18 protein-coding genes are annotated in these 23,382 nt (G+C 72.4%); 11 read left to right on the top strand and 7 right to left on the bottom strand.

Features of this window, described 5'->3' with window-relative positions; all coding sequences use genetic code 11:
* Nucleotides 1–89: 89 nt before the first annotated feature.
* A complete protein-coding gene (locus ACZ3IJ_RS03120) occupies nt 90–2,327 on the bottom strand; it encodes a catalase (RefSeq protein WP_467465920.1) in 2,238 nt (745 codons plus the stop codon).
* 285 nt (nt 2,328–2,612) lie between these two features.
* Between ACZ3IJ_RS03120 and ACZ3IJ_RS03115 the strand changes: the two genes are divergently transcribed.
* Nucleotides 2,613–4,151 carry an FAD-dependent oxidoreductase gene (locus tag ACZ3IJ_RS03115; RefSeq protein WP_467465919.1) on the top strand — a complete coding sequence of 513 codons (1,539 nt, stop codon included), beginning with the start codon at nt 2,613–2,615 and terminating at the stop codon, nt 4,149–4,151.
* A gap of 141 nt (nt 4,152–4,292) precedes the next feature.
* On the opposite strand, the gene ACZ3IJ_RS03110 is transcribed toward ACZ3IJ_RS03115, so the two are convergent.
* Nucleotides 4,293–5,762 (bottom strand): aminotransferase class I/II-fold pyridoxal phosphate-dependent enzyme, encoded by a 1,470-nt coding sequence (locus tag ACZ3IJ_RS03110; RefSeq protein WP_467465918.1) that lies wholly within the window; start codon nt 5,760–5,762, stop codon nt 4,293–4,295.
* Nucleotides 5,763–5,884: 122 nt separating this feature from the next.
* Here ACZ3IJ_RS03110 and ACZ3IJ_RS03105 point away from each other — a divergent pair, with 122 nt between their 5' ends.
* From ACZ3IJ_RS03105 to lysA, 3 genes are all read left to right on the top strand, one after another.
* Nucleotides 5,885–6,421 carry a hypothetical protein gene (locus tag ACZ3IJ_RS03105; RefSeq protein ID WP_467465917.1) on the top strand — a complete coding sequence of 179 codons (537 nt, stop codon included), beginning with the start codon at nt 5,885–5,887 and terminating at the stop codon, nt 6,419–6,421.
* A 184-nt stretch (nt 6,422–6,605) separates the two neighbouring features.
* Nucleotides 6,606–6,956 (top strand): SAV_915 family protein, encoded by a 351-nt coding sequence (locus ACZ3IJ_RS03100; protein WP_467465916.1) that lies wholly within the window; start codon nt 6,606–6,608, stop codon nt 6,954–6,956.
* A 15-nt stretch (nt 6,957–6,971) separates the two neighbouring features.
* The gene (gene lysA / locus ACZ3IJ_RS03095; protein ID WP_467465915.1) at nt 6,972–8,315 is read left to right on the top strand and encodes a diaminopimelate decarboxylase; all 1,344 of its coding nucleotides are present in this window, start codon (nt 6,972–6,974) and stop codon (nt 8,313–8,315) included.
* A gap of 40 nt (nt 8,316–8,355) precedes the next feature.
* Here the strand turns inward: lysA and ACZ3IJ_RS03090 are convergent, their stop codons facing one another.
* On the bottom strand, nt 8,356–10,614 hold the full coding sequence (locus tag ACZ3IJ_RS03090; RefSeq protein WP_467465914.1) for an MMPL family transporter: 2,259 nt from the start codon (nt 10,612–10,614) through the stop codon (nt 8,356–8,358).
* Nucleotides 10,615–10,790: 176 nt separating this feature from the next.
* On the opposite strand from ACZ3IJ_RS03090, the gene ACZ3IJ_RS03085 reads away from it, so the two are divergent.
* Both ACZ3IJ_RS03085 and ACZ3IJ_RS03080 read left to right on the top strand, forming a co-directional pair.
* Nucleotides 10,791–11,963, top strand: coding sequence for a sensor histidine kinase (locus tag ACZ3IJ_RS03085; RefSeq protein WP_467465913.1), 1,173 nt, complete (start codon nt 10,791–10,793; stop codon nt 11,961–11,963).
* Complete coding sequence (locus ACZ3IJ_RS03080; RefSeq protein WP_147977719.1) at nt 11,938–12,600, top strand: response regulator; 663 nt, start codon at nt 11,938–11,940, stop codon at nt 12,598–12,600. The genes ACZ3IJ_RS03085 and ACZ3IJ_RS03080 overlap by 26 nt, the downstream gene beginning before the upstream one ends.
* Nucleotides 12,601–12,783: 183 nt before the next feature.
* Here the strand turns inward: ACZ3IJ_RS03080 and ACZ3IJ_RS03075 are convergent, their stop codons facing one another.
* From ACZ3IJ_RS03075 to ACZ3IJ_RS03065, 3 genes are all read right to left on the bottom strand, one after another.
* Nucleotides 12,784–14,508: an acyl-CoA dehydrogenase family protein gene (locus ACZ3IJ_RS03075; RefSeq protein ID WP_467465911.1), complete on the bottom strand. Its 1,725-nt coding sequence runs from the start codon at nt 14,506–14,508 to the stop codon at nt 12,784–12,786.
* Between the two features lie 62 nt (nt 14,509–14,570).
* Entirely contained in the window at nt 14,571–15,152 is a 582-nt protein-coding gene (locus ACZ3IJ_RS03070) for a PadR family transcriptional regulator (protein ID WP_467465910.1), read from the bottom strand.
* Between the two features lie 113 nt (nt 15,153–15,265).
* Nucleotides 15,266–17,089, bottom strand: coding sequence for a glycoside hydrolase family 15 protein (locus ACZ3IJ_RS03065; RefSeq protein WP_467465909.1), 1,824 nt, complete (start codon nt 17,087–17,089; stop codon nt 15,266–15,268).
* 203 nt (nt 17,090–17,292) lie between these two features.
* Between ACZ3IJ_RS03065 and ACZ3IJ_RS03060 the strand changes: the two genes are divergently transcribed.
* Both ACZ3IJ_RS03060 and ACZ3IJ_RS03055 read left to right on the top strand, forming a co-directional pair.
* The gene (locus ACZ3IJ_RS03060) at nt 17,293–18,477 is read left to right on the top strand and encodes a serine hydrolase domain-containing protein (protein WP_467465908.1); all 1,185 of its coding nucleotides are present in this window, start codon (nt 17,293–17,295) and stop codon (nt 18,475–18,477) included.
* A 666-nt stretch (nt 18,478–19,143) separates the two neighbouring features.
* On the top strand, nt 19,144–20,061 hold the full coding sequence (locus ACZ3IJ_RS03055) for a S1 family peptidase (protein WP_467465907.1): 918 nt from the start codon (nt 19,144–19,146) through the stop codon (nt 20,059–20,061).
* Between the two features lie 109 nt (nt 20,062–20,170).
* On the opposite strand, the gene ACZ3IJ_RS03050 is transcribed toward ACZ3IJ_RS03055, so the two are convergent.
* On the bottom strand, nt 20,171–20,587 hold the full coding sequence (locus ACZ3IJ_RS03050; RefSeq protein WP_467465906.1) for a hypothetical protein: 417 nt from the start codon (nt 20,585–20,587) through the stop codon (nt 20,171–20,173).
* 151 nt (nt 20,588–20,738) lie between these two features.
* On the opposite strand from ACZ3IJ_RS03050, the gene sigJ reads away from it, so the two are divergent.
* From sigJ to ACZ3IJ_RS03035, 3 genes are all read left to right on the top strand, one after another.
* A complete protein-coding gene (sigJ, locus tag ACZ3IJ_RS03045; RefSeq protein ID WP_467465905.1) occupies nt 20,739–21,674 on the top strand; it encodes an RNA polymerase sigma factor SigJ in 936 nt (311 codons plus the stop codon).
* Between the two features lie 144 nt (nt 21,675–21,818).
* Nucleotides 21,819–22,541 (top strand): DUF2470 domain-containing protein, encoded by a 723-nt coding sequence (locus tag ACZ3IJ_RS03040; protein WP_467465904.1) that lies wholly within the window; start codon nt 21,819–21,821, stop codon nt 22,539–22,541.
* Between the two features lie 128 nt (nt 22,542–22,669).
* The gene (locus ACZ3IJ_RS03035; RefSeq protein WP_467465903.1) at nt 22,670–23,338 is read left to right on the top strand and encodes an isochorismatase family protein; all 669 of its coding nucleotides are present in this window, start codon (nt 22,670–22,672) and stop codon (nt 23,336–23,338) included.
* Nucleotides 23,339–23,382 lie beyond the last annotated feature (44 nt).

Below are 23,382 nucleotides of genomic sequence, written 5' to 3'. Positions count from 1 at the left end.
CGCCCCTACGTCTGCCCTCCCGCGCTTCGAGCATGCCGGACTCCGTCCCCGGCCGCCCCCCGCGGTCTGAGGCGCGCGGTGCTCGCGCCTCAGACCGCGGGCGGGAACCTGTCCCAGGCCCTGTGCTCCGCCAGCGCCGCGGCGGCCGCGGTCACGGCGGCCGTACCGCTCTCCCCCACGACGACGCCGGGCCCGCCGTCCTCGATGCCGGCGGCGTCGAGGACGGCCCGGGCGCCGTTCCAGCCTCCGACGGCCTTGCCGTGCCGGTACGCCTCGGTGAGCAGCAGCAGGACGCGCGGGTCGATGTCGCGCCGTCCGGGGGTCCCTGCCTTCGCGTCGCGGGCGCCGTGGGCGTCGGCGGCGGGCGCGGGCGCCCCGGCGAACAGGAGGGCGTCGAACTCGACGGAACGGGCCGTGGCGAAGGTCCGGCGGACCGTGATCGGGTCGCCGTCCGCGTCGAGCGTGCCACCGGCCGGGGCGATGACCAGCGGCACCATGCCTCGCTCCAGGACGGCCTGCCGGGCGGAGCGCACCCCGTCGAGGTCGGCCGACCCGTCGGCGACGATCCCGACGACGCGGCCCTCCGTGGGCCATGTCCCGCCCAGCTGGGAGAGGGCCGGACTGGCGTCCGGCTCCGCGAGGGGGACCGTGGCCTCCGGCGCGGGCAGTCCGAGGCCCGCGGCGACCTGCTCGCACAGCTGCGGGTCGATGTTGGCGAGCACCTGGAGCGCGCGTTCCTTGACCGCCTGCTCGAAGCACTTGTTCAGCTCGAAGGTGTAGGCGGCGATGATGTGTTCACGCTCCGGCGGGGTCATGCTGAGCCAGAAGAGCCTGGGCTGCGTGAAGTGGTCGGAGAACGAGGCGGGCGCCTCCCGGACCTTCCTCGCCTCGGGCACCGCGACGGGCGTCTCGACGAACGCTCCCGTGTCGGCGCCGGCCAGGAAGGGGCAGCCGCCGTCCAGGCTGTTGGGCCGGTACGGAGCGACGCCGGTGTGCACGGCGGTCTGGTGCATGCCGTCACGGAGCATGTCGTTGACGGGCGCGTGCGGCCGGTTGACCGGGATCTGGCCGAAGTTCGGGCCGCCCAGCCGGCTGATCTGGGTGTCGAGGTAGGAGAAGAGCCGGCCCGCGAGCAGCGGGTCGTCCGTCACGTCGATGCCCGGTACCAGGTGGCCGGGGTGGAAGGCGACCTGCTCGGTCTCGGCGAAGTAGTTCCTGGTGTTGGCGTTCAGCGTCATCAGGCCGACGGGCTGCACGGGGGCCAGCTCCTCCGGCACGATCTTCGTGGGGTCGAGGAGGTCGATCCCCTCGAACGTCTGGTCGGGGGTGTCGGGGAAGACCTGGATGCCGAGCTCCCACTGGGGGAAGGCCCCCGACTCGATGGCGTCGAAGAGGTCCCGCCGGTGGAAGTCCGGGTCCATGCCGTTGATCAGCTGGGCCTCCTCCCAGACGAGGGAGTGCACGCCCAGCTTCGGCTTCCAGTGGAACTTCACCAGCACGGTGTCCCCGCCGGAGTCGACCAGCCGGAAGGTGTGGACCCCGAAACCCTCCATCATCCGGTAGGACCGGGGGATGCCCCGGTCGGACATGTTCCAGAGGGTGTGGTGGGTGGCCTCGGTGTGCAGCGACACGAAGTCCCAGAACGTGTCATGGGCGCTCTGCGCCTGCGGGATCTCGCGGTCGGGGTGCGGCTTGCCCGCGTGGATGACGTCGGGGAACTTGATCGCGTCCTGGATGAAGAAGACGGGGATGTTGTTGCCGACGAGGTCGAACGTCCCCTCCTCGGTGTAGAACTTCGTCGCGAAACCCCGGGTGTCCCGCACCGTGTCCGCCGAGCCCCGCGAGCCGAGGACGGTGGAGAAGCGTACGAATACGGGGGTCTCCACGTCCTTGGCCAGGAAGGCCGCCTTGCTCACCCCGCCGGCGCTGCCGTATCCCAGGAAGACGCCGTGCGCGGCGGCGCCGCGGGCGTGCACGACCCGCTCCGGGATCCGCTCGTGGTCGAAGTGCGTGATCTTCTCGCGCAGATGGTGGTCCTGGAGCAGCACCGGACCACGCGCTCCGGCCTTCAGCGAGTGGTCGGTCTCGTACAGCCGCGCGCCCTGCGCGGTCGTCAGATGGGCGCCGCTCTGCGCCATGCGGGTCTGCTCGGCCCCGGTGGCCTGACCGGTCGGGCTCACGGTCTCCGGTCCGCTCTGGTCCGCCTTCGGAGGGAGCGGCCCCGTCGGCCGCGTGGGCTCGGCCACGTCGGGCGAGACCGGACCGGGCTTACCCGGCACGTCGCCGTCGTCCGGGGTCGGTCGCGTACCGGCAGACTGGGTGGTCATGGTCTCTCCCAAGGTGGTTCGGCGGACGTATCAGAAATGGCCGGGAGGGTTCACCTGCCAAACGGGGCCGGATCAGGTCTCACCCGCACCAGCGGGGATTCGCGGCAGATGCCCGACGCTCCCTTCGCGGCGCCTGCCCGACGCGGTGCGGCCGAACCGGGAAGAGCCAGGATTTCCCACCCGCGTTTCGCGCGGGCACCGCCCGCGATCGGCCGCGCACACGGACCGCGCATCGCGGCCGCCGTCCCGCGCATCGTGGCCGTGTTTCAGGGCAGCCGCGCGGGTATGAACGCCATCGCCCCCGGCTCCTACTGGACCCATACGGCTCACCTCCCCTCGTTCGACCCCTTGACGGCCGCCGTGAAAGCGGACGCGGCGGTCGTCGGCGGCGGCATCGCGGGGCTCAGCGCGGCCTGGGAACTCGCCGGCGCGGGCCTGAACGTCGTCGTTCTGGAAGCCGATCGCCTCGCGGGCGGCGTGACGGGCCACACCACGGGCAAGGTCACCGCGCTGCACACCGCCGTCTACGACACGCTGCGCACCAAGCACGGCGCGGAGGCCGCCCGCCTGTACGCGACCTCCCAGAGCGCCGCGATGCGCCGCGTCGTCGAGGTGGCCGAGGAACTCGGTGTCGACTGCTCGCTCGAACGCCGCCCCGCCGTCACCTACTGCGAGGAACCCGACGGAGCCGAGGCGCTGCGGGCCGAGGCCGAAGCCGCCCGGGCAGCGGGGCTCGACGCCTCCTTCGTCACCGAGACCGGTCTCCCCTACCCCGTTGCCGGCGCCGTCCGGGTCGAGGACCAGGCACAGTTCCACCCCGTGGCCTACCTGCGGGGCCTGGTGAACGGTCTCGTCGCGCGCGGCGTCCGGCTGTACGAGAACACGCGCGTCACCGGTGTGCACGGGGGCGAGCCGTGCCGGGTCACCACGGCCTCCGGGGTCGGCGTCTCGGCCCGTCACGTGGTCGTGGCCACGCACCATCCGCTCTTCGACCACGCCCTGCTGGCCGCCCGGCTCACGCAGCACCGCGACCTGGTCATCGCCGGGCCACTGCCCACCGGTCAGGACCCGGGCGGCATGTACATCACCGAGGAGGGCGGCAAGAGGTCGGTCCGCACAGCGCCGCTCGCGGACGGCGCCCGTCTACTCATCGTCACCGGGGAGGCGTTCACCCCCGGTGGCGGCGAGGACACCGAAGCCGGCTACGAGCGGCTGACCGCCTGGACCGCCGAGCGCTTCCCGGGCGTCGGGATCACGCATCGGTGGGCGGCGCAGGACAACAGCTCGACCGACGCTCTGCCCCTGATCGGGGGCCTGCCCACGGCCGGGAAGAACGTCTACGTGGCGACAGGGTTCGCCGGGTGGGGGATGACGGGGGGCGTCCTGGCCGGACGTCTCATCGCCTCCCTCGTCACGGGCGGCCGCGAGCCGTGGTCCGCGCTCTACGACCCCGCCAGGATCGGTTCCGCCCTCCGCTCAGCGCCCGCGCTCCTCAAGACACAGTGGGACACGGGGAAGCATTTCGTGAAGGACCGCCTGGAGACGCTGGGCGACGGCACCAACGGGCCCGTCGACGAGCTGCCTGCGGGTGAGGGCACCGTCGTACGGGCCGGAGGGCGGCCGTGTGCCGTGCACCGCGACGACCGGGGCGGACTGCACGCCGTGTCCGCCGTCTGCACGCACATGGGCTGCCTTGTCGCCTTCAACAACGCGGAACGGACCTGGGAGTGCCCCTGCCACGGCTCCCGCTTCGGCATCGACGGCGAGATCCTGCAGGGGCCCGCACTGAAGCCGCTGGAACGACGGGATCCCGACGACCTCTGACAGCCTCGGCCGACGGCTTCGGCACGGTGTACGCCGTCACCTCCGCAGAGCAGAGCCGCCACAGCCGTCACAGTCCCAGGGCCACCACAGCCGTCACAGCCGTCACAGCCGTCAGCTTCGAGTTCACAGGCGCCCTCGGCTTCACGTGTCCTCGCGCAGGACCCGGATGCTGGTGACCGCGGTGTCGACCGCGTCGGGCACGACCATGCCGGCGTCGACCCCGGACCTCAGATAGCGCAGCACGGCCTTGTCGAGCCGTTCACCGGGCAGCGCGGCGGGGATTCCGGGCGGGTAGGGGGTGAGCATATCGGCGACGATCCGGCCTTCGGCTTGCTCCCAGGGCACCTGCTCGGTCGGCCCGAAGAAGGCGTCGCGGGGCAGTGCCGCCTGTTCCAGCCGGAGCCCGGACGGTGACGGCACGTCGACTGGCTGTCCCGTACGGAGCCGCGGGGCCTTGGCGGCCAGTTCGGTCAGCCCCGCCAGCAGGGCACCCGTCGTCTCCGTGTCGTCGGCATGGGTCAGCTGGGCGCTGATCCGCCGGTGGTCGGCCACGTGGAGGTTGATCCGATGGTGCCGGCGCAGCCAGTCGGCGGCCCGGTAGCCGGTGACGCCCAAGTCGCTGACGTCGACGAAGACCTGGAGGAGGTCCATGTCCGCCGCCAGACCGGGTCCGCAGAACTCCTCCCGCCCCTGAGGCCGGAGACCGTCGATGCCCGCGATCCGCTCGCGGACGTCCGCGGCGAGGGCCAAGGCGTCGCCGTAGAGGGCCTTTCCGTGCTCGACCATCTGGCGCCGCCAGCCGTCCAGGGCCGCGTAGACGAGCACGGAGGGGCTGGTCGTCCCGAGCAGGTCCTCCCGGCTCTTGAGCACCTCGGGACGGACCAGGTCGCCCTGAAGGTGGAACACCGAGCTCTGTTCCAGGCCGGAGCCCATCTTGTGGACGGAGGTGACGCACACGTCCGCGCCCGCGTCCATGGCCCAGGTCGGCAGGGAAGGGTGGAAGGGCAGGTGCGCGCCCCATGCCTCGTCGACGATCAGGGGCTTGCCGTGGCGGTGGCAGACCTCCGCGATGGCAGAGAGGTCGGAGCAGGTGCCGTAAGGGGTCGGCGTGGTCACCAGCGCGCCGCGGGCGTCGGGGTGCTCGGCGAAGGCCGCGGCGAAGGCCTCGGCCGACGGCGGATGGGCGAGGTGGCGTTCGGGGTCCCACTGCGGGTCCACCCAGACGGGCCGGATGCCCGAGAGGATGAGCCCCGAGACGACCGACTTGTGGGCGTCCCGGCCCACGAGGAGCTCCTCGTGCGGCCCGGCGACGGACAGCATGGCCGACTTCACGGACAGGGAGCTTCCGCAGGTGGAGAAGAACGCGTGGTCGGCCCCGACCGCGTCGGCCATCAGCTTCTGAGCCTCCTCCACGACGCCCTGCGAGGAGGTCCGGTCGTCCAGGCCGCTGGTGGCGAGCACGTCCGACCGGAAGACGGCGTCGCCCAGCACCGCGCGCACCCGGGGGTCGGCGCCCCGGCCCTGCTTGTGCCCGGGCGGCGTGAACGGCGTCTGACCGCTCTCGTGGTAGGCGGCCAGGGCATCGAGTACGGGCGTCTTCGACTGATCCATGTCCCGTCGCCTTCCCGTCATGGTCGGGCGAAAACGGACAGCGCGCCGGTGAGGCCGTCCGGCGCGCAGAGAGTCCGTAAAACGCCGGGACGGGACTCGGTCCGCGGCCTACCGTCCCCTGCATGGAACTCCCCTTCATACCGTCGGAGGACCACCCGGCCGACGCCGTCCACGACGTGGGCTGGCCCTCGGAGGCGCGCGCGGCCGTCGGGTTCGCGGCGGTGTTGCTCGGCGTGTCGCTCGCCGTCGAGGCGGGGAACAGCAGCCTGAACGCCGTCCACGCCCTGCTGTGGTGCGGGCTCTCGGTCCTGATGTTCGCCATCCTGCTGCCGCCGCGGGTCGAGGCGGTCCCGGGCCGGCTGACCGTCCGCGGCCCGCTCACGCGGCGGACGGTGCGCACGGACCGGCTGACCTCCGTGCGCTGGTGCGACGGTGTCGCCCAACGGGTGATCCTCTGCGACACCACCGGCACCCGGGCCGAGGTCGATCCACGCGTCTTCTTCGCCAATCCACCGCTCTGGCACCGCCTGGAGGCGGACGCCCGCGTCTCCGCGGCCCGCGGCACGCTGGTCCACGGCGGCGCCGAACTGGACCTGCTGGCCCTGCGCCTCGACCGAGAGACCGCTCGTACGGTCTTCCGCATCTCCGGGCTGGACTGAGGAGTCCGGCACGCCCACCCGCAGGCCGTCAGTGGCGTGTACGGAACCGGCCGATCGCCGTCAAGACGGCGTCAGGGAACCGCCCCGGCGGTGCGGCGCCGGGCATAGCTTCGGGGCGGGCCCCGCGTCCGCCTCACGGCGATCGGGGGCCCACCCACCGTTCACGGCTCCCCAGGGAGGCACCATGTGTCTGTTCCGGTACGACGACGATCCCGAACCCGAGGAACAGGTCCCGGCCGGACCTCTGTACGTACCGGTCCGGCCGGGAAGCGGCACGCGGAGCGTGATCCGGCTGTTCCGCACGCCGCTGGGTGCGCGTACCGCCGTCGGGTTCACCAGCACACAGCGACTGACCGCCGTGCTGGGGGAGCACCAGCCGTACATCCGGCTCTCGGAGTCCGTTCTGCGGGCGCTGTGCGGGCCGCTCGGCGCGCGCCTGGTCACCGTCGACCCGGCGTTGTCGGCTCCGGCGGTTCCCCGGGGCGCCGCGCGCACGCCGGGGCTCGTCCCGGTCCGGGTCCTGCGGGCCGTCTGAGAAGGGACGAGACACATGACCGTCGTGATGGCCGCCGAGACCGCCGCGGACGCGGACGATCTGTCGGTGTGGCCGGCGTCCACGACCCCGCTCCCCCACGGTGACCTCGCCGTCGGCGGAGTGTCGCTGGCCGACGTCGCCGCGCGTTTCGACACCCCCGCGTACGTCCTGGACGAGGGCGAGGTACGGTCCCGCTGCCGGGCCTACCGCGCCGCGTTCCCCGACGCCGACGTGCTCTACGCCGCCAAGGCGTTCCTCTCCCGCACCATGGTCCAATGGGTACGCGAGGAAGGCCTCGGCCTCGACGTCTGCTCGGCGGGCGAGCTCGAACTCGCCGTCACCGCCGGCTTTCCGCCGGACCGGATCGTCCTGCACGGCAACGCGAAGTCGCCGCGCGACATCGCGGCGGCCCTGCGGCTCGGGGTCGGCCGGATCGTCATCGACAGCCCGTCGGAGATCGCGCGGCTGGCCGCCGCGGTGGGCCCGCACGTCCGGCAGAAGGTGCTGGTGCGCGTCGTGCCCGGCGTCTCGGCCGGCGGGCACGAGAAGATCCGCACCGGCACGGACGGCCAGAAGTTCGGCCTCTCTCTCACCGACGGCAGCGCGCGGCACGCGATCACCCGTCTGCTGACGCAGCCTCAACTCCCGCTGGCCGGGCTGCACTGCCACCTCGGCTCCCAGATCACGACCGTCAGACCGTACGTCGCGGCCCTGCGCCGCATGGTCGGCCTGATGGCCCGCATCCGCGACACCCACGGTCTCGTCCTGCCCGAGCTCGACATGGGAGGCGGCCACGGCATCGCGTACCGCCCGGGCGAAGCCGCCCTCGACCTCACGGCCCTGGCACGGGGACTGCGCACCGAACTCGCGGCGAGCTGCGCGGCGGCCGGACTCCCGGTACCCCGGCTCACCCTCGAACCCGGGCGGGCCGTCGCGGGCCCCGCGGGGGTGGCGCTCTACCGGGTGCTCGCCGTGAAGACCACAGGCGACCGGGTGTTCGTCGCCGTGGACGGGGGCATGAGCGACAACCCGCGCCCGGCGCTGTACGGCGTGCGCTACTCCCCCCGGCTCGTCGGCCGCCGCTCCACCGTGGGCACCCGTACCGCCACGGTGGTGGGACGGCACTGCGAGGCGGGCGACATCCTCGCCGCGGACGTCGGACTGCCCGGTGACATCCGCCCCGGCGACCTGCTCGCGGTCCCGGTGGCGGGCGCGTACCAGCTGTCCATGGCCTCCAGGTACAACCTGGTCGGCCGTCCCCCGGTCGTCGCGGTCGACGGCGGCACGGCCCGTCTCCTGGTACGGCGGGAGACGCTGGACGACCTCTGCGGCCGGGAGGTGGACCTGCCCCCCAGGTGACACGCCGAGGCGCCGGACGCCAAGGGGGGCAGGAGTTGAGTCAACGGTCGACCAGCCGCGGACGCGGGGCCTCACCCGTGGATTCCGCGTCGGTCTCGTCGGTGCCGACCGGGCCGCGGGGAAGCATCCGGTCCAGCCACTTCGGCAGCCACCAGTTGGTCCGGCCGAGGAGGGTCATGGTCGCCGGTACCAGCACCATGCGTACGACCGTGGCGTCGATGAAGACCGCGGTGGCCAGGCCGAGCCCGAACATTTTGGTGGAGGGGTCGTCGGCGACGGCGAAGGACAGGAAGACCGCCACCATGATGAGGGCGGCCGAGGTGATGATCCGGGCGGTGCGCGAGACGCCCTCCACGATCGCCGTGCCGTTGTCGCCGGTGCGCAGGTACTCCTCGCGTACGCGGGAGAGGAGGAACACCTCGTAGTCCATCGACAGGCCGAACAGGATGGCGAAGAGGAACATCGGGATGAACGACACGATCGGAACCGTCGCTTCCAGCCCGATGAGTGCGCCTCCCCAGCCCCACTGGAAGACCGCGACCATGATGCCGTAGGCCGCGCCGATGCTCAGCAGATTCAGCAGTACCGCCTTGAGCGGTACGAGTACCGAGCGGAAGATCAGCATCAGCAGCAGGAACGACATCGCCAGGACGGCGGCCACGAACGCCGGCAGGCGCTCGCTGGTGCGTCGGCCCACATCGGACAGGCTCGCGGCGGCGCCGCCGACGTGGGCCCTGGCCGGGCCGTGCCCGATCGCCGCGGGAAGCACCTCGGTGCGCAGCCGGGCGATGGTGTCGGCCGTGGCCCTGTCCTGAGGGCTGGTGGTCGGGAACACCACGAGGGTCGCGATGCCGGTGGCCCGGTCCACGTGCGTCGGCGCGACGGACGCGATGCCCGGATCCGCCGAGACCGCCTCGACGAGTCGGTCCAGCACCATCGGATCACCGGTGGGGTCCGCGGCGATGACGAGGGGACCGTTGGTCCCCGGGCCGAACCCCTGGGCGACGAGGTCGTAGGCGCGGCGCTCCGTACGAGTCTGCGGCAGTGAGCCGTCGTCCGGCAGGCCGACGCGCAGGCCGAGCACGGGCAGCGTCGCGGTCACCAGCAGGGCCGCCGCACCGATCGCGTACGGCACCGGGTGCCGGCCGACGTGCCCGATCCAGCGACGCCACCCGGCGGCGGGAGCGGAGCCCGCCGCCGTGTCCCGCCGCCGGGCGAGTCGGCTGGTCTGCAGAGCCCGGCCGATCCGGCCGGCCCGGGCCAGACGCGGGCCCGCCGCGCCGAGGAAGGCCGGCAGCAGCGTCACCGAGGCGAGCACCATGGTCAGGACGACGATCGAGACGGCGAGCCCGCCCACCGTCATGAACGGCACGTTCGCGACCGCCAGGCCGAGGATCGATACGACGACGACGCCGCCGGCGAAGACCACGGGCCTCCCCGCCGTGGCCACCGCTCGCCCCGCCGCCTCGTGGGGATCGAGCCCGCGCGCGAGGTACTCCCGGTGCCTGGCGAGCACGAACAGCGCGTAGTCGATGCCTACTCCGAGCCCGACCATGCTGCCCAGCACCGGTGCGAAGGTGGGGACCTGTGTCACCCCCGCCAGTACCGTCATCGTGGCGACTCCGATGGTCAGCCCGAAGACCGCCATGCCGATCGGGAGCGCGGCGGCGACGAGCGAACCGAACGCCAGGAACAGGATCGCCGCCGCGGCGAGGATCCCGATCAGCTCGCTCACGCCGCCGTCGGGGTCGGAGAAGGCGTAGAAGAGGTTCCCGCCCATCTCGATGCGCAGGGGCAGCCCGGCGCGCAGCCGGTCGCCGAGATCGACGAGGGCGTCGAGGTCGTCGGCCGACAGCCGGCTCTGGTCGGGGTACTGCACCCGGACGACGGCGATCCGTCCGTCGGCCGAAACGAGGCCGCCGCGCACGGCGGTGTCCCGTCCCGCGTCGAGTGCCCGCGCCGGGTCGCTCGTGCCGAGCACGTGCGGCAGCCGCTTCACCTCGGCCCGCAGCCGCGTGAGAGCGGTGCGCGCGTCGTCGTCGAAGAACGTCGCATTGTCGTCGACGGGGGTGACGACCACTTGGGCGGTCATCCCGTCCTGGCCGGTGCCTGCCCGCTCGATCAGTTCCGCGGCCTGTCGGGAGTCCAGTCCCGGAGCGGTCATCGAGTCCGCGGTACGCCCGCCGAAGGCGACGGCGGCGAGGACGGCGAGCGTGGCGGCGATCAGCCATGTCGCGATCACCCGCCAGGGATGGCGGGCGGCGTTTGCGCCCAGGCGCAACAGGGCTTTCGAGAGCATCGGGTCCTCCAACCACCTCGTCGGCCGTTGCGTGTACGGCCGCTGATGCCGAGGCTCGTCGCCGCGGCGCTCCGCGGCATCGGCTCGCGGGCCGCGGATCCGTAGGCCCGGGGGCGGAGTGACGACCCGTTCTTTCGGCCGATGCGCGGCGCGCCGCGGTCCCTAGGCTGAGAACCGTGCTCCGAGACGACCTGCGAACCCTGTGGACCGAACCCCGGCCGCCCGACGCGCCCGCCCGGGTGCGGCGGGACTGGGCGCTGCTCGCCGCGGGCCTCGCCTGTGTGGCGCTGGAGGCCACCCTGCGCGAGGACGTCGTGTGGCGGCCGGTGGCGGTGGTGTTCGCCGTATGGCTGTGCCTGCTGCTCCTGTGGCGCCGGACCCGTCCGCTGGCGATGGTGACGCTGGCGTTCGGCTCGGTGATCCTGCTTCCGGTGGCATCGCTCGTCGCCGCACCGCGCGAGCCCGTCGGCCTGTACACCGGCGCGGTCGTTCTCGTGCTGGTGTACGCGCTGCCCCGTTGGGGATCGGGACGCGAGATCGTGCAGGGCGGCGCGGTGATCCTCGCGGCCGGCGCGGTGTGTGTCGTCACGGACGGGACCCCGGTCGTCGAGAAGGTCGTGGGCCTCGCCTTCCTGCTGCTGCCCGGCGTGGTCGGGGCTGCCGTGCGGTTCCGGGGGACCGCTCGCGAGCGGCAGTTGGAGCAGGTGCGCTCCCGCGAGCGCGAGCAGCTCGCCCGGGAGCTGCACGACACGGTGGCCCACCACGTGTCGGCCATGGTGATCATCGCCCAGGCGGGCCGGGTGCTCGCGGGCACCGACCCCTCCGCCGCCGTCGAGGCCCTGGAGGGGGTCGAGGAGGAGGGGGCGCGCACGCTGGAGGAGATGCGCGCCATGGTCGCCACGCTGCGCGACCGCGGGGTAGGCGCCGAGCTGGCGCCCCCTGCCGGAGTCGCGGATCTGGAGCGCCTGGTGCGCACCCCGGGCGGTCGCCTCAGGGTCGACCTGGGGCTCGACGGCGAACTGGACACGCTGCCCCCGGCCGTGGACGCGGCCGTCTACCGGATCGTGCAGGAGTCGGTGACCAACGCGCTGCGCCACGCGGTCGACGCGACCGAGCTCGCCGTTCGGGTCGCCGCGGAACGGCACACGGTACGGGTGAGCGTGCGCGACAACGGCCGGCGCACCGGCCGGGGTCGCGACGGATACGGACTTACCGGACTGCGTGAGCGCGCGACCCTGCTCGGCGGCACACTACGAGCCGGCCCGGGTACCGACCGGGGCTGGCACGTCGAAGCCGAGCTGCCGAGAGCCAGGAGCGAGAGCGGTGTCCATTCGCGTCCTCGTCGCTGACGACCAGACGATCATCCGCACGGGGTTGCGGATCATGCTGAACGCCCAGCCCGGCATCGAGGTGGTCGGCGAGGCCGCCGACGGGCGGGAAGCGGTACGTCTGGCCCGCGAACTACGCCCTGACGTCTGCCTGTTCGACATCCGTATGCCCGTACTCGACGGTCTCGAGGCCACCCGGCTGGTCGCCGGCCCGGGCGTCGCCGACCCGCTGGCCGTGGTCGTCATCACCACGTTCGACCTCGACGAGTACGTCTACGGCTCACTCCGTGCCGGCGCCCGCGGATTCCTCCTCAAGGACACGGGACCGGACCTTCTGGCGCAGGCGGTACGGTCGGCGTCCGACGGTGAGGCTCTCATCGCGCCCAGCGTCACCGTCCGTCTGCTCCAGGCATTCGCGGACCTGCCCGCCGGCCGGCCCGCGGCCCAGCCGGTCTCCCCCGTCACCGCCCGCGAGGAGCAGGTGCTCCTCGCCGTCGCTCGCGGGCTGACCAACACCGAGATCGCCGATGCTCTGCACATCAGCCTCAGCACGGTGAAGACGCATCTGGCCAGCCTGATGGCCAAACTCGGCGCCCGCAACCGGGTCGAGATCGCGATGTGGGCCTACGAAACGCGCCGTATCCTCCCCGGAACCTGAGCCGGGTGCCGGTCGGCCTCACGTCGGCTCCGCATGCCTCCCCCTCCCCGTCCCCCCGTCACGTCCGGCGGACGCTGACGTGACGGGGCGGGGCAGGGTAGGGCGGGGCAGGGTAGGGCGGGGCAGGGCCCGGGGCGCGCCGTGCCAGGCGCGCCCGGGTGGATGGGGGGGTGGGTGGGTGGGCTATTCGGCCATCTCGTACGCGCCCGAGAGCGCCTCGACGCGCTGCCAGACGCGCTCCGAGCGCGAGGCGTCGACGACCGGGCGGCGGACGGCCCCCATCGACCAGGCCTGCTGCTGCTCGGTGGCCGAGTCCTTGCCGTGCAGCTCGACGGCGTGCGCGGAGAAGTCCCGTACGAGGACGGCGAAGAGCTCGTCCAGCACGTCCTCGTCGAGGTCCGTGAGGCGTGCCTGCTCCAGGACCAGCTGGCCGTGGACGACGAGCGCGAACAGCTGGCCGACCGCGAGGAGCAGGTCGAGGTCGCGGCTCTGCGCCTCGTCGGGTGCGGCGGTGGTGACGAACTCGCAGAGGGCGTCGGCCTGTTCGCGGAAGCGGCCGACGTTGGGCAGGTGCGCGTACGTGTCGTACGCCGGACGCCAGTCGTGGAAGCGGACGGAACCCAGACCGCGGGCCGGGCCCTGGCGGAAGAGGAACGTGTCGTCGGCGTCGTCCAGGCGCGTCGGTACCGGCTCGTACGCCGCCGGGTCCAGCAGGTGGTTCCGCATGAACTTGAGGATCAGCGCCAGGTTGACGTGGACGGTGCCCTCCAGCTTCGGAAGGCCCCGGATCTCGACGGCCGCCTGGGCGAAGTAGTTGTCCTTCTCGAAGCCCTTGGCGGCGATGACGTCCCACATCAGGTCGATGACCTTCTCGCCCTCCGTGGTCACCTTCATCTTCGTCATCGGGTTGAAGAGGAGGTAGCGGCGGTCGTCGGGACCGGCGGAGCGGAAGTAGTCCACCGCGCGGTCGCTGAAGAGCTTCATGCCGACGAGACGGACGTACGCGTCGGTCAGCTCACGGCGCACGTGCGGGAACGCGGTGACGGGACGGCCGTAGAGGATGCGGTTCTGGGCGTGGGTGACGGCCTCGTACATCGCGTGCTCGCAGATGCCGATCGAGGCGGTGCACAGGTTGAACTTGCCGACGTTGACGGTGTTGAGCGCGGCGTCGAAGGCGGCGCGGCCGGTGTGCAGGACGTCCTCGGCGGCGACGGGGTAGTCCTCCAGGCGGAACTCGCTGACGAACTTCGAGGAGTCGACGACGTTCTTCACCAGGTGGTACGCGGGGTGGCGGCTGTCGGCGGCGAAGAAGACGTAGCCGTCGGGGCCTTCGACGTCCGTGCGGCGGCCGAAGACGGAGACGAGCCCGGCCGCGTTGCCGTTGCCGATGTAGTACTTGGAGCCGGTGGCCCGGAAGCCGCCCGCGGCGTCGGGCTCCAGGAGCATGTCGGTGGAGTAGATGTCGGCGCCATGGGTCTTCTCCGAGAGACCGAAGGCGAACACCTCGCCCTGGGAGAGGAGTTCCGCGGCGCGGGCGCGGGCGGCGGCGTTGTCGCTCTGCCAGACCGGGCCGAGGCCGAGGATGGTGACCTGCCAGGCGTACCAGTAGTCGAGCCCGTAGAAGCCGAGGATCTCGTTGAGGGCGGCGATACGGGAGGTGTCCCAGCGCTTGTCCCGCTGCCCCTCGCCGGTCTCGGAAGAGGGCGTCAGGAAGGTCTCGAAGAGGCCTTCCTTCGCGGAGAAGGCGAGGAAGTCCCCCAGCCAGGCCCGGGTCCGGTAGTCCTCGATGAGCCGGCGCTTGCCGCGCTGCTCGAACCAGTCGACGGTGGCGCGCAGCAGTCGGCGGGTCTCGGGATCGAAGTGCGCCGGGTCGTAGGTGTGCGGGTTGAAGAGCAGCGAGTCGGCCATGGGCTCCGTCTTTCGGTCCGTTGAGGGTGCGGTGGGCAGGGTGGCGCGGACGGTCGCGGGAGTCAGCGCCCGGAACCGAGCCGGTGGAGGGTGGCGAGGACGTCGTCGAGCCAGGCGAGCGTCATCCGCTCGTACGCGATGCCTCCGCGCAGCACGACGTGCTGGAGCTCCCTCCCGGCATCGGACGGGTCGTCGCCCGGTTCGTCGGCCGCACCGGGCGCGTCGGGTCCCGTGAAGTCCCGCTCCTCGCCCGCGAGGTAGCGGGCGAGGCGCTCGGTGTGCGCCTGGCGGTGCCGCTCGACCTCGCCGATCAGCGCGGCGGGGTCGTCGAAGGCCGCGCCGCGGATCTTCACCGCCAGGTCGTGCCGGATGCTCTCGGGCTCGATGGGCTCGTGCAGCCAGGCGGCCAGGGCGGTCCGTCCGAGGGCCGCGACGGAGTACTCCTTCTTGTCCGGGCGCCCCTGCTGCGGCACGTCCCGGACGTCGACCCAGCCCTCGCTCTCCATCCGCTTGAGCACGCGGTAGATCTGCTGGTGGCTCGCGGTCCAGAAGTACCCGATGGACCGCTCGAAGCGCCGGGCCAGCTCGTAGCCGGAACCGGGCTTCTCCAGCAGGGACACAAGAATCGCGTGTTCGATCGCCACACCCGAATCCTTCTATGCAATTCGTTGCATAGGCAAGCGTGACCGCCCGGGTGAGACGCGGCTCACCCTGCGGTCACCGCAGCCCGAAGCGTTGGGCAACGGCCCTCCGGGCGTCAGACGCGGTCGGCATCCCTGTCGAGCTCCTCGTCGAGGGCCATCGCCGCCGTGATCAGGGCGAGGTGGGTGAACGCCTGGGGGAAGTTGCCGAGCTGCTCTCCCGACGGACCGATCTCCTCGGCGAAGAGCCCGACATGGTTGGCGTAGGTGAGCATCTTGTCCATCGCGTACCGGGCCTTGTCCAGGCGGCCGGCCCGGGCCATCGCCTCGACGTAGAGGAAGCTGCAGAGCGAGAAAGTGCCCTCGGAGCCGCGCAGACCGTCGGGGGACGCCTCGGGGTTGTAGCGGTAGACGAGGCTGTCCGTGACGAGTTCGCGGTCCATGGCGTCCAGCGTGGAGAGCCACCGGGACGACTTCGGGGAGATGAAGCCGACCAGCGGCATGAGCAGCAGTGACGCGTCGAGGACCTCGCTGTCGTAGTGCTGGACGAACGCCGCGCGCCCGGCGTTCCACCCCCGCTCCATCACCTGGGTGAGGATCGCGTCGCGCTGCGCGGTCCAGCGCGCCAGGTCGGCCGGGCGGGCGTACTCGTTGGCCAGGCGGATGCCGCGGTCGAGGGCGACCCAGCACATCACCCGGCTGTATGTGAAGTCCTTCCGGCCGCCGCGGGTCTCCCAGATGCCCTCGTCCGGACGGTCCCAGTGGTCGCAGAGCCAGTCGAGGAGCCCGGCGAACCGCTGCCATCCCTCGTAGCCGGCGAGGTCCGCCAGATCCGGGGAGTGGGTCATCGCGTAGGCGAGCTCGCCGTAGATGTCGAGCTGCAGCTGCTCGGCCGCGCCGTTCCCGGCCCGTACGGGAAAGGAGTCGCGGTAGCCGGAGAGGTGGTCCAGGGTCTCCTCGGAGAGATGGGGGTCGCCGTCGATGCGGTACATGATCTGCATCGGCTCGGAGCCCGGCGCGCGGGGTGAGTGGGCGCGCAGGCCGAGCCAGCGGCGGAAGGAGTCGGCCTCCTCGACGAAGCCGAGGTCGAGCAGGACGCGCACGGAGAGGGACGCGTCACGGATCCAGGTGTAGCGGTAGTCCCAGTTCCGCTCCCCGCCGACCTGTTCGGGCAGGCCCATGGTGGCGGCGGCGATCGGCGCGCCGGTCGGAGCGTAGATGAGCAGCTTGAGGGTGATGACCGAGCGGTTGACCATGTGCTGCCAGCGCCCCCGGTAGCGGCAGCGCCGGATCCAGCGGTGCCAGAAGGCGTGGGTCTCCTTGACGTCCGCCTCCAGCGTCCGTTCGGTGACGGGGGAGGGCTCCGCTCCGGAGGAGGTGGTCTCCAGCGCGATTCCGGCGATCTCGCCCTGCCGGAGGGTGACGGTGGCACGGACGTCCTGGCCGTCGGCCTCCAGCGGCACGGTGCCCCGCAGGTGCACGTCGAGGCCAGGGCCGTGGAAGGTGGCGGCCGCGCCGTCGAGGCTGAGCGTGTGCGGTGCGCGGCCGTAGTCGAAGCGCGGCCGGCACTGTACGTGGAAGGTCAGGGTCCCGCGCACCACGCGCATCGCGCGCACCACGCGGTGCCGGTCGGTCGCCACGTCGGGCTGCTCGTTCACCGGCATGAAGTCGACCACCTCGCCCACCCCCTCCGGGGTGAGGAACCGGGTGATCAGGACGGCCGTGTCGGGCAGGTAGAGCTGGCGGACGGTCACGTCGTCCGCGACGGGAGCGATGGTGAAGTGGCCGCCGCGCTCCTGGTCGAGCAGGGAGGCGAAGATGCTCGGCGAGTCGAAGCGGGGTGCGCAGAACCAGTCGACGGCGCCGCCGGCGGAGACGAGGGCCGCGCACTGGAGGTCGCCGATCAGGCCGTGGTCCGCGATCGGTGGATAGCCGGGCACCCGGGACCTCGCTTCCGCCGCGGCCGGGCGTTCCGGTGCCGCGCGCCGTCTCGGTCCCACGCAACCCGCAGCGGCCCGGTTCGGCAACAGGAGCCGACCGAGCGGGCGAACGGGCCGCGGCGGCTCCCTCGGCGGCGGCTCCCTTCCCACCGATCCGACCAGTCGGTATGTTGCTCGCAACCGCCGGACCCCAGGAGGACGTCATGCCCGCGCCCGAACCGCTCCGCTCGCCGGCCCCCGCGATCGAGGGGCACTGCGATCCCCGTTTCGGCGCCGTACGCGAGGCCTTCGAGGCCAACTTCCGCACGAGGGACGAACTCGGCGCCGCGGTGTCGGTCCGCCTTCACGGCGAGACCGTGGTCGATCTGTGGGGCGGCTGGGCGGACTCCGCCCGCACGCGCCCCTGGGAACGCGACACCGTGGTCAACGTGTGGTCCACGACCAAGGGCGTGACCGCGCTCTGCGCCCATCTGCTCGCGGACCGCGGGCTGCTCGGCCTGGACGCGCCGGTCGCCTCGTACTGGCCGGAGTTCGCCGCCGCGGGCAAGGAGACCCTCCCCGTGCGCCACCTCCTCTCCCACCGCGCGGGGCTGTGCGGCCTGCGCGAACCGCTCAGCCTGGCGGAGTTCTACGACTGGGAGGTGACGACCGCCCGCCTCGCCGCGACGGAGCCGTGGTGGGAGCCGGGAACCCGTTCCGGATACCACGCGATGACGTACGGCTTCCTCGTCGGCGAGGTGATCCGGCGGATCACCGGCGAGCTGCCGGGCGCCTGCCTCCGGCGGGAGATCACCGGACCGCTCGGCATCGACTTCACCATCGGCCTGCCCGAGAGAGAAGCGGTCCGGGTGGCCGAGCTGGTGCATCCGCGGACTTCGTCGGCAAGCGAACAGGCGGCGGTCTTCGCCCAGTTGGAGCCCGCCGCACAGGCCGCGCTGGCCAACCCGCTCGTCGGCGCCGACCACGCCAACAGCCCCGAGTGGCGCGCCGCCGAGCTGCCCGCGGCGAACGGGCACGGGACGGCCCGGGCGGTCGCGGAACTCTACGGCGTGTTCGCGGGGCGCGGCCTCCTGGGCGAGCACCGCGTCCTCTCCGGACCGGCCGTCGAACGCGCCCGCGAGGGACAGGGGGCCGGCCGCGACCTGGTGCTCGGTGCGGGGTTCGCCCACGACACGGAGTGCGCCCTCGGGCTGTGGCTGAGCGGCCCCAACGGCTCGTACGGGCCCAATCCGAGGGCCTTCGGGCACGACGGCTTCGGCGGCTCCTGCGGCCTCGCCGACCCGGAGTCGGGGATTTCGCTGGGGTACGTGATGAACCGCATGGGCCCGGCCATCGCGGACGACCCCCGCAAGATGGCTCTGGTGACCGCCGTCTACGAGGCGCTCTGACGGCAAGACACGGAATCCGGACATCGGGTCGGGGGGACGGAACGAACGATTGCGGCATTGGGGGGCACCGGGCACGTGTACCACCCGACGCCCACCGGTCCGGGAAGGACCGTCCCACCGCCGCGCACCCGCACCGTCCCCGATCGTTCTCGTCTGCGGCCCCAAGTCGATCCGCGGCCGGATCTGTGCGGCCGCTACCGCTCCCGCGCACGACCGAGGGCCCGTCGGCCGGTACGCCGCCGCCGGGCGCGCTCCGGACGCGGAACGAGGGACCCCGGGTGGGTGAGCAGGAGAAACGGTGCGACATCTTCCACTTCCGGATCGCACCCTCGCGACGTCAAATCGTTGCCGCATAAACAAATCTGAAAGCCCATCAGTAAACTGTCGCAAGCATTTGCAGCAGCTGCTTCCTGCAGCCCGGCGACGAGCGCCGCCGCACCCTCACACCTACTCCGCTCACACTCCGGACCACATGAACGCGCGTAGATCGGCCGAAAGGCAGGCTTGTCGCCGACGCGTTCGGACTCGAGGATTCCCCTTGTCGAGCTTGACAGGTCCATGGCGGAGATCCCGGGTGCCCACCCGCCGCCCCTGAACCTGCCGGCTCCGCGGCAAGGGTCCGCCCACCCAGCGGGTCCCCCCACCACTCCCCCACCGGAGGATGTAGTGAACCTCAAGCGCCTGTCCCCCCTCGGCGGCGTAGCGAAGGGCGCACGGCTGATCGCCGTGGCCTCCGCGCTCCTCGCCGCCTCAGCGCTTGCCGCCCCCATGTCGTCCGCGGCGACGGTCGACGACGGCCGGGCCACCACCGCCCAGCTCGCCGCCGCCGACCAGGCCGTACGCGGCGCCGACGTGCCCGGCACCGCGTGGTACACGGACGCGGCGACCGGGAAGGTCGTCGTCACCGCCGACTCCACCGTCTCCGCCGCCGAGATCGCCAAGATCAGGAAGGCGGCGGGCGACCGTGCCGCCGACCTGGAGATCAAGCGGACCCCGGGCACGTTCAACAAGCTCATCGCGGGCGGCCAGGCCATCTACGCGGGCGGCGGACGCTGCTCGCTCGGCTTCAACGTCCGCAGCGGCTCGACCTACTACGCCCTGACCGCCGGCCACTGCACCAACATCGGCAGCACCTGGTACACCAACTCGGCGAACACCACCGTGCTGGGTACCCGGGCCGGCTCCAGCTTCCCGACCAACGACTACGGCATCATCCGGCACTCCAACGCCTCGGCCGCCGACGGCCGGGTCTACCTCTACAACGGCAGCTACCGCGACATCACCGGCGCCGGCAACGCGTCCGTGGGTCAGTCCGTGCAGCGCAGCGGCAGCACGACCGGGCTGCGCGGCGGTACGGTCACCGGCCTCAACGCCACCGTCAACTACGGCGGCGGCGACATCGTGTACGGCCTGATCCAGACCAACGTCTGCGCCGAGCCGGGCGACAGCGGCGGCGCCCTGTTCTCGGGCACCACCGCGCTCGGGCTCACCTCGGGCGGCAGCGGCAACTGCAGCAGCGGCGGGACCACGTTCTTCCAGCCGGTGACGGAGGCGCTGAGCGCGTACGGCGTGAGCGTCTTCTAGCCCGCGCGGAAAGGCCACACGGGCCGGCGGCACCCTCCGGGGGCCGCCGGCCTCGGCAGGTCCGGAGCAGGTCCGAGCGAGCCCGGGCAGTCCGATCGGACGATCGCCCTCAGCGCGACGTGAGGTCCCGGCCCGGACCCTTCAGCCGCTCGCTGACGGCCTGACCGAGCGCCAGCACGCTGAGGGCGAACATCAGGGTGCCCAGCGGAACATGGAGCGCGGGCATGTGGGCGATGCCCAGCACCACCTGCACCGACGCGAGGACGAGGAAGCCGCTCGCGTACAGGATCGGGCGTGGCGACCCGCCGCCGGGCCGCCACGCCAGGACGGCGGCGAGCACGTACAGCATCGAGGCCCCGTACATCACGCGCGCCCCCACGCTGTGCAGCACCTCTCCGTGCGATGAGGACAGCAGCATTCCGGCGGTTGCCGCCTGGAAGAAGAGGGAGAGGGTCTGCAGGGCGATCGCGGTCCTCACGAAGGCGGTGCCGTCCCGCCGCGTCGCCGTCACCGTGGCTGTGGTCATGTCGCCAACCCCTTGTCTGCCTCTCGGCACTTGATCGGTACTGTCTCGACTGTTCGACGACGTGGCCCCGCGAAATGTGAGGCGGTGTGTCGTCGGAGAGGCGGGGGCGGCGGGAGCGGAAGCCGCCCGGGGTGGCGAGGAGCGCACGAGCATGAGCAGCACACCGGTCGAGCTGGAGCAGGGCGCGGTCGTCGGCGAGCGGCGCCGGCTGATCAACCTGGCCTACCGGCTGCTCGGTTCGGTCGCCGAGGCGGAGGACGCCGTGCAGGAGGCGTACGCCCGCTGGTACGCGATGTCGCGGCGCCAGCAGGAGGCGATCGAGTCGCCCGGCGCCTGGCTGACGACCGTGGCCGGCCGGGTCTGCCTGGACGTGCTCGGCTCCGCGAGGGCCCGGCGTGAGCGGTACGTCGGCGCGTGGATACCCGAGCCGGTGCCCGACCATACCGAGTGGGTCGGCGGGCGGGCCGGGGACGACGGGGCCGAATCGGCGGACCCCGCCGACCGGATCACCCTGGACGAGTCGGTGAGCATGGCGTTTCTCGTCGTCCTGGAGTCGATGACGCCTGCCGAACGCGTGGCGTTCGTCCTGCACGACGTCTTCCGCTATCCCTTCGCCGAGGTCGCGGCGATCGTCGACCGGACGCCCGCCGCCTGCCGGCAGCTGGCGTCGTCGGCCCGGCGGCGCGTCCGTGCCGCGAGCGCCCCGGCGGCCGCGACGGCCGGGCAGGCCGGGCTGGTGCGGCACTTCAAGGAGGCGTGGGAGGCCAGGGACATCGGGGCTCTCGTCACCCTCCTCGACCCCGAGGCCACGATGACCGCCGACGGCGGCGGCCTGGTCGGGACCGTGCTACGGCCGGTCGAGGGCGCCGCGCGCATCGCCCAGTACCTGATCCACATCGCCGACAAGGCGCCCGGGCTGACACTCCTGGAACGGACGGTCAACGGCCGTCCCGGCCTGGTCGCCCAACACGCGGGCGTGACCGTGACGGTGGCCGCGTTCGACGTCACCGAGGCACGCGTCACCCACATCTGGGCGGTCCGGAACCCGGAGAAGCTCCGGGCGTGGGGCGCCGACGGAGAGGGGTGATCCGGCCAGGTTCCGACGGATCGCCGGACACGCCCGGGGGCTGGACACCTCTCATCGGAGTGACTTAGGTTAGCCTTACCTTAGTCCGAGCGGTCCGTCCGTGCCGGACGTGCCCCGACGCCCACCGTCCCGCGAGGAGTTCCGTTGAACGCCGCCACCGACACCGTCCCGCACGAGCAGTCCGCGGCGGAGCTGGTCCGCTCCGTGCTGGCCCGGGCGGTCTCCCTGTCCCTGACCACGGACGCGCAGTGCTACGACCTCATCGGCATGCACGCGATCGACCGCAACGGAGGGATCACCCTCACCCCTCAGCCGGACAGCCCCCTGGAGGCACAGGTCGCCTCCGCCCCCCGCGGCAGCCTCGCCGCCCTCCTGGAGTTCACCGACATCGCACCGACGCCCCTGCGCGACCGGGTCCGGGCCAGGGTGACGATCTCGGGCTGGCTGACCCCGGCCGGACCGGAGGGCGAGGGCGGCCTCCGGCTCGACCTGGCGCGCGTCACCCTGCGGACCCCGGCCGGCACCCAGGACGTCGATCTCGACCGGTTCACGCTCGCGCAGCCCGACCCGATCGCCGTCCAGGAGGCCGCGATGCTCACACATCTCGCCGACGCGCACGAGGACATGGTCGCGGATCTGATCGTCCTCGCCGGCTCGCGCCTTCCCTTCGGCGTGGTCCGGGCCCTTCCGCTCGCCGTCGACCGGCACGGCATCACCCTGCGCTGCGAGTACCGCGAAGGACACTGCGACCTCCGCCTGCAGTTCCCCGTCGAGGCGCGGGACGCGGCCGAGGCCGGGGAGCAGGTGCGGCGACTTCTGACGACCCCCTCCTGCTCGCATCACCGGCGCCCCTCCACGAGGCCGTGACGCCAACTCGGCACAGCTGAAGCTCAGTTGCCTCACCCTCCTAGTTGAACTTAGGTTAGGCTAAGCAAACCACAGAGCGAGCGGTGGTGGCGCTGACACGCGCACGCCATCCGGGGGGAGGAACCACCATGGGCCTGCCGACCGTCGGCCCCTACCCCCTGCCCGACCGCGCGGCCCTCCCCCGGTCCTGCGCCTCCTGGTCCGTCGACCCCGGCCGCGCCGCGCTCCTGGTCCACGACATGCAGAACCACTTCGTGGAGGTGTTCCCGGCCGGACAGAGCCCGGTCGTGGAACTCGTCGAGAACATCGCGGCCCTGCGCGAGCTCGCCGGGGCCCTCGGCATGCCCGTCGTCTTCAGCGCCGAGCCGGCCGCCCAGCGGCCCGGCCAGCGCGGGCTCGTCGCCGACATCTGGGGTCCCGGCATCGGCGACGAGCCCGACGCGGCCGCGATCATCGCGCCGCTCACCCCCCGCACGGGCGAGCATCTGCTCCCCAACGTGCGTCAGAACGCCTTCCTCCGCAGCCATCTCGGGAGGCTGCTGCGTTCGGAGGGCCGCGACCAGCTGATCGTCTGCGGGGTGTACGCCCATCTCGGCGTCCTGCTGACCGCCGCGGACGCCTTCATGAACGACATCCAGCCCTTCGTCGTCGCGGACGCCGTGGCGGACTTCTCCCCCGAGGAACACGCCATGGCGCTGCGCTGGGCCGCCCGCAGCGGTGTCGTCTGCACGACCGAGGCCATGCTCCGCGACCTCCTGCTCAACAGGGTTCCACCAGCCGTTCACCGGGACGCGTGACCGGGTCCCCCTGACGGCGACCTGCGGCGCCGACTCTGTCACCG

This window comes from Streptomyces sp. NPDC013317 (assembly GCF_055563155.1).
Note: the sequence above shows the minus strand (reverse complement) of the source record. Positions and strands in the feature narration are given on the sequence as shown.

What these genes read in the sequence shown, in the direction of transcription:
- ACZ3IJ_RS03120 (WP_467465920.1), bottom strand. Translation starts at nt 2,327, where the DNA reads ATGACCACCCAGTCTGCCGGTACGCGACCGACCCCGGACGACGGCGAC.
- ACZ3IJ_RS03115 (WP_467465919.1), top strand. Translation starts at nt 2,613, where the DNA reads ATGAACGCCATCGCCCCCGGCTCCTACTGGACCCATACGGCTCACCTC.
- ACZ3IJ_RS03110 (WP_467465918.1), bottom strand. Translation starts at nt 5,762, where the DNA reads ATGGATCAGTCGAAGACGCCCGTACTCGATGCCCTGGCCGCCTACCAC.
- ACZ3IJ_RS03105 (WP_467465917.1), top strand. Translation starts at nt 5,885, where the DNA reads ATGGAACTCCCCTTCATACCGTCGGAGGACCACCCGGCCGACGCCGTC.
- ACZ3IJ_RS03100 (WP_467465916.1), top strand. Translation starts at nt 6,606, where the DNA reads ATGTGTCTGTTCCGGTACGACGACGATCCCGAACCCGAGGAACAGGTC.
- lysA (WP_467465915.1), top strand. Translation starts at nt 6,972, where the DNA reads ATGACCGTCGTGATGGCCGCCGAGACCGCCGCGGACGCGGACGATCTG.
- ACZ3IJ_RS03090 (WP_467465914.1), bottom strand. Translation starts at nt 10,614, where the DNA reads ATGCTCTCGAAAGCCCTGTTGCGCCTGGGCGCAAACGCCGCCCGCCAT.
- ACZ3IJ_RS03075 (WP_467465911.1), bottom strand. Translation starts at nt 14,508, where the DNA reads ATGGCCGACTCGCTGCTCTTCAACCCGCACACCTACGACCCGGCGCAC.
- ACZ3IJ_RS03060 (WP_467465908.1), top strand. Translation starts at nt 17,293, where the DNA reads ATGCCCGCGCCCGAACCGCTCCGCTCGCCGGCCCCCGCGATCGAGGGG.
- ACZ3IJ_RS03050 (WP_467465906.1), bottom strand. Translation starts at nt 20,587, where the DNA reads ATGACCACAGCCACGGTGACGGCGACGCGGCGGGACGGCACCGCCTTC.
- sigJ (WP_467465905.1), top strand. Translation starts at nt 20,739, where the DNA reads ATGAGCAGCACACCGGTCGAGCTGGAGCAGGGCGCGGTCGTCGGCGAG.
- ACZ3IJ_RS03035 (WP_467465903.1), top strand. Translation starts at nt 22,670, where the DNA reads ATGGGCCTGCCGACCGTCGGCCCCTACCCCCTGCCCGACCGCGCGGCC.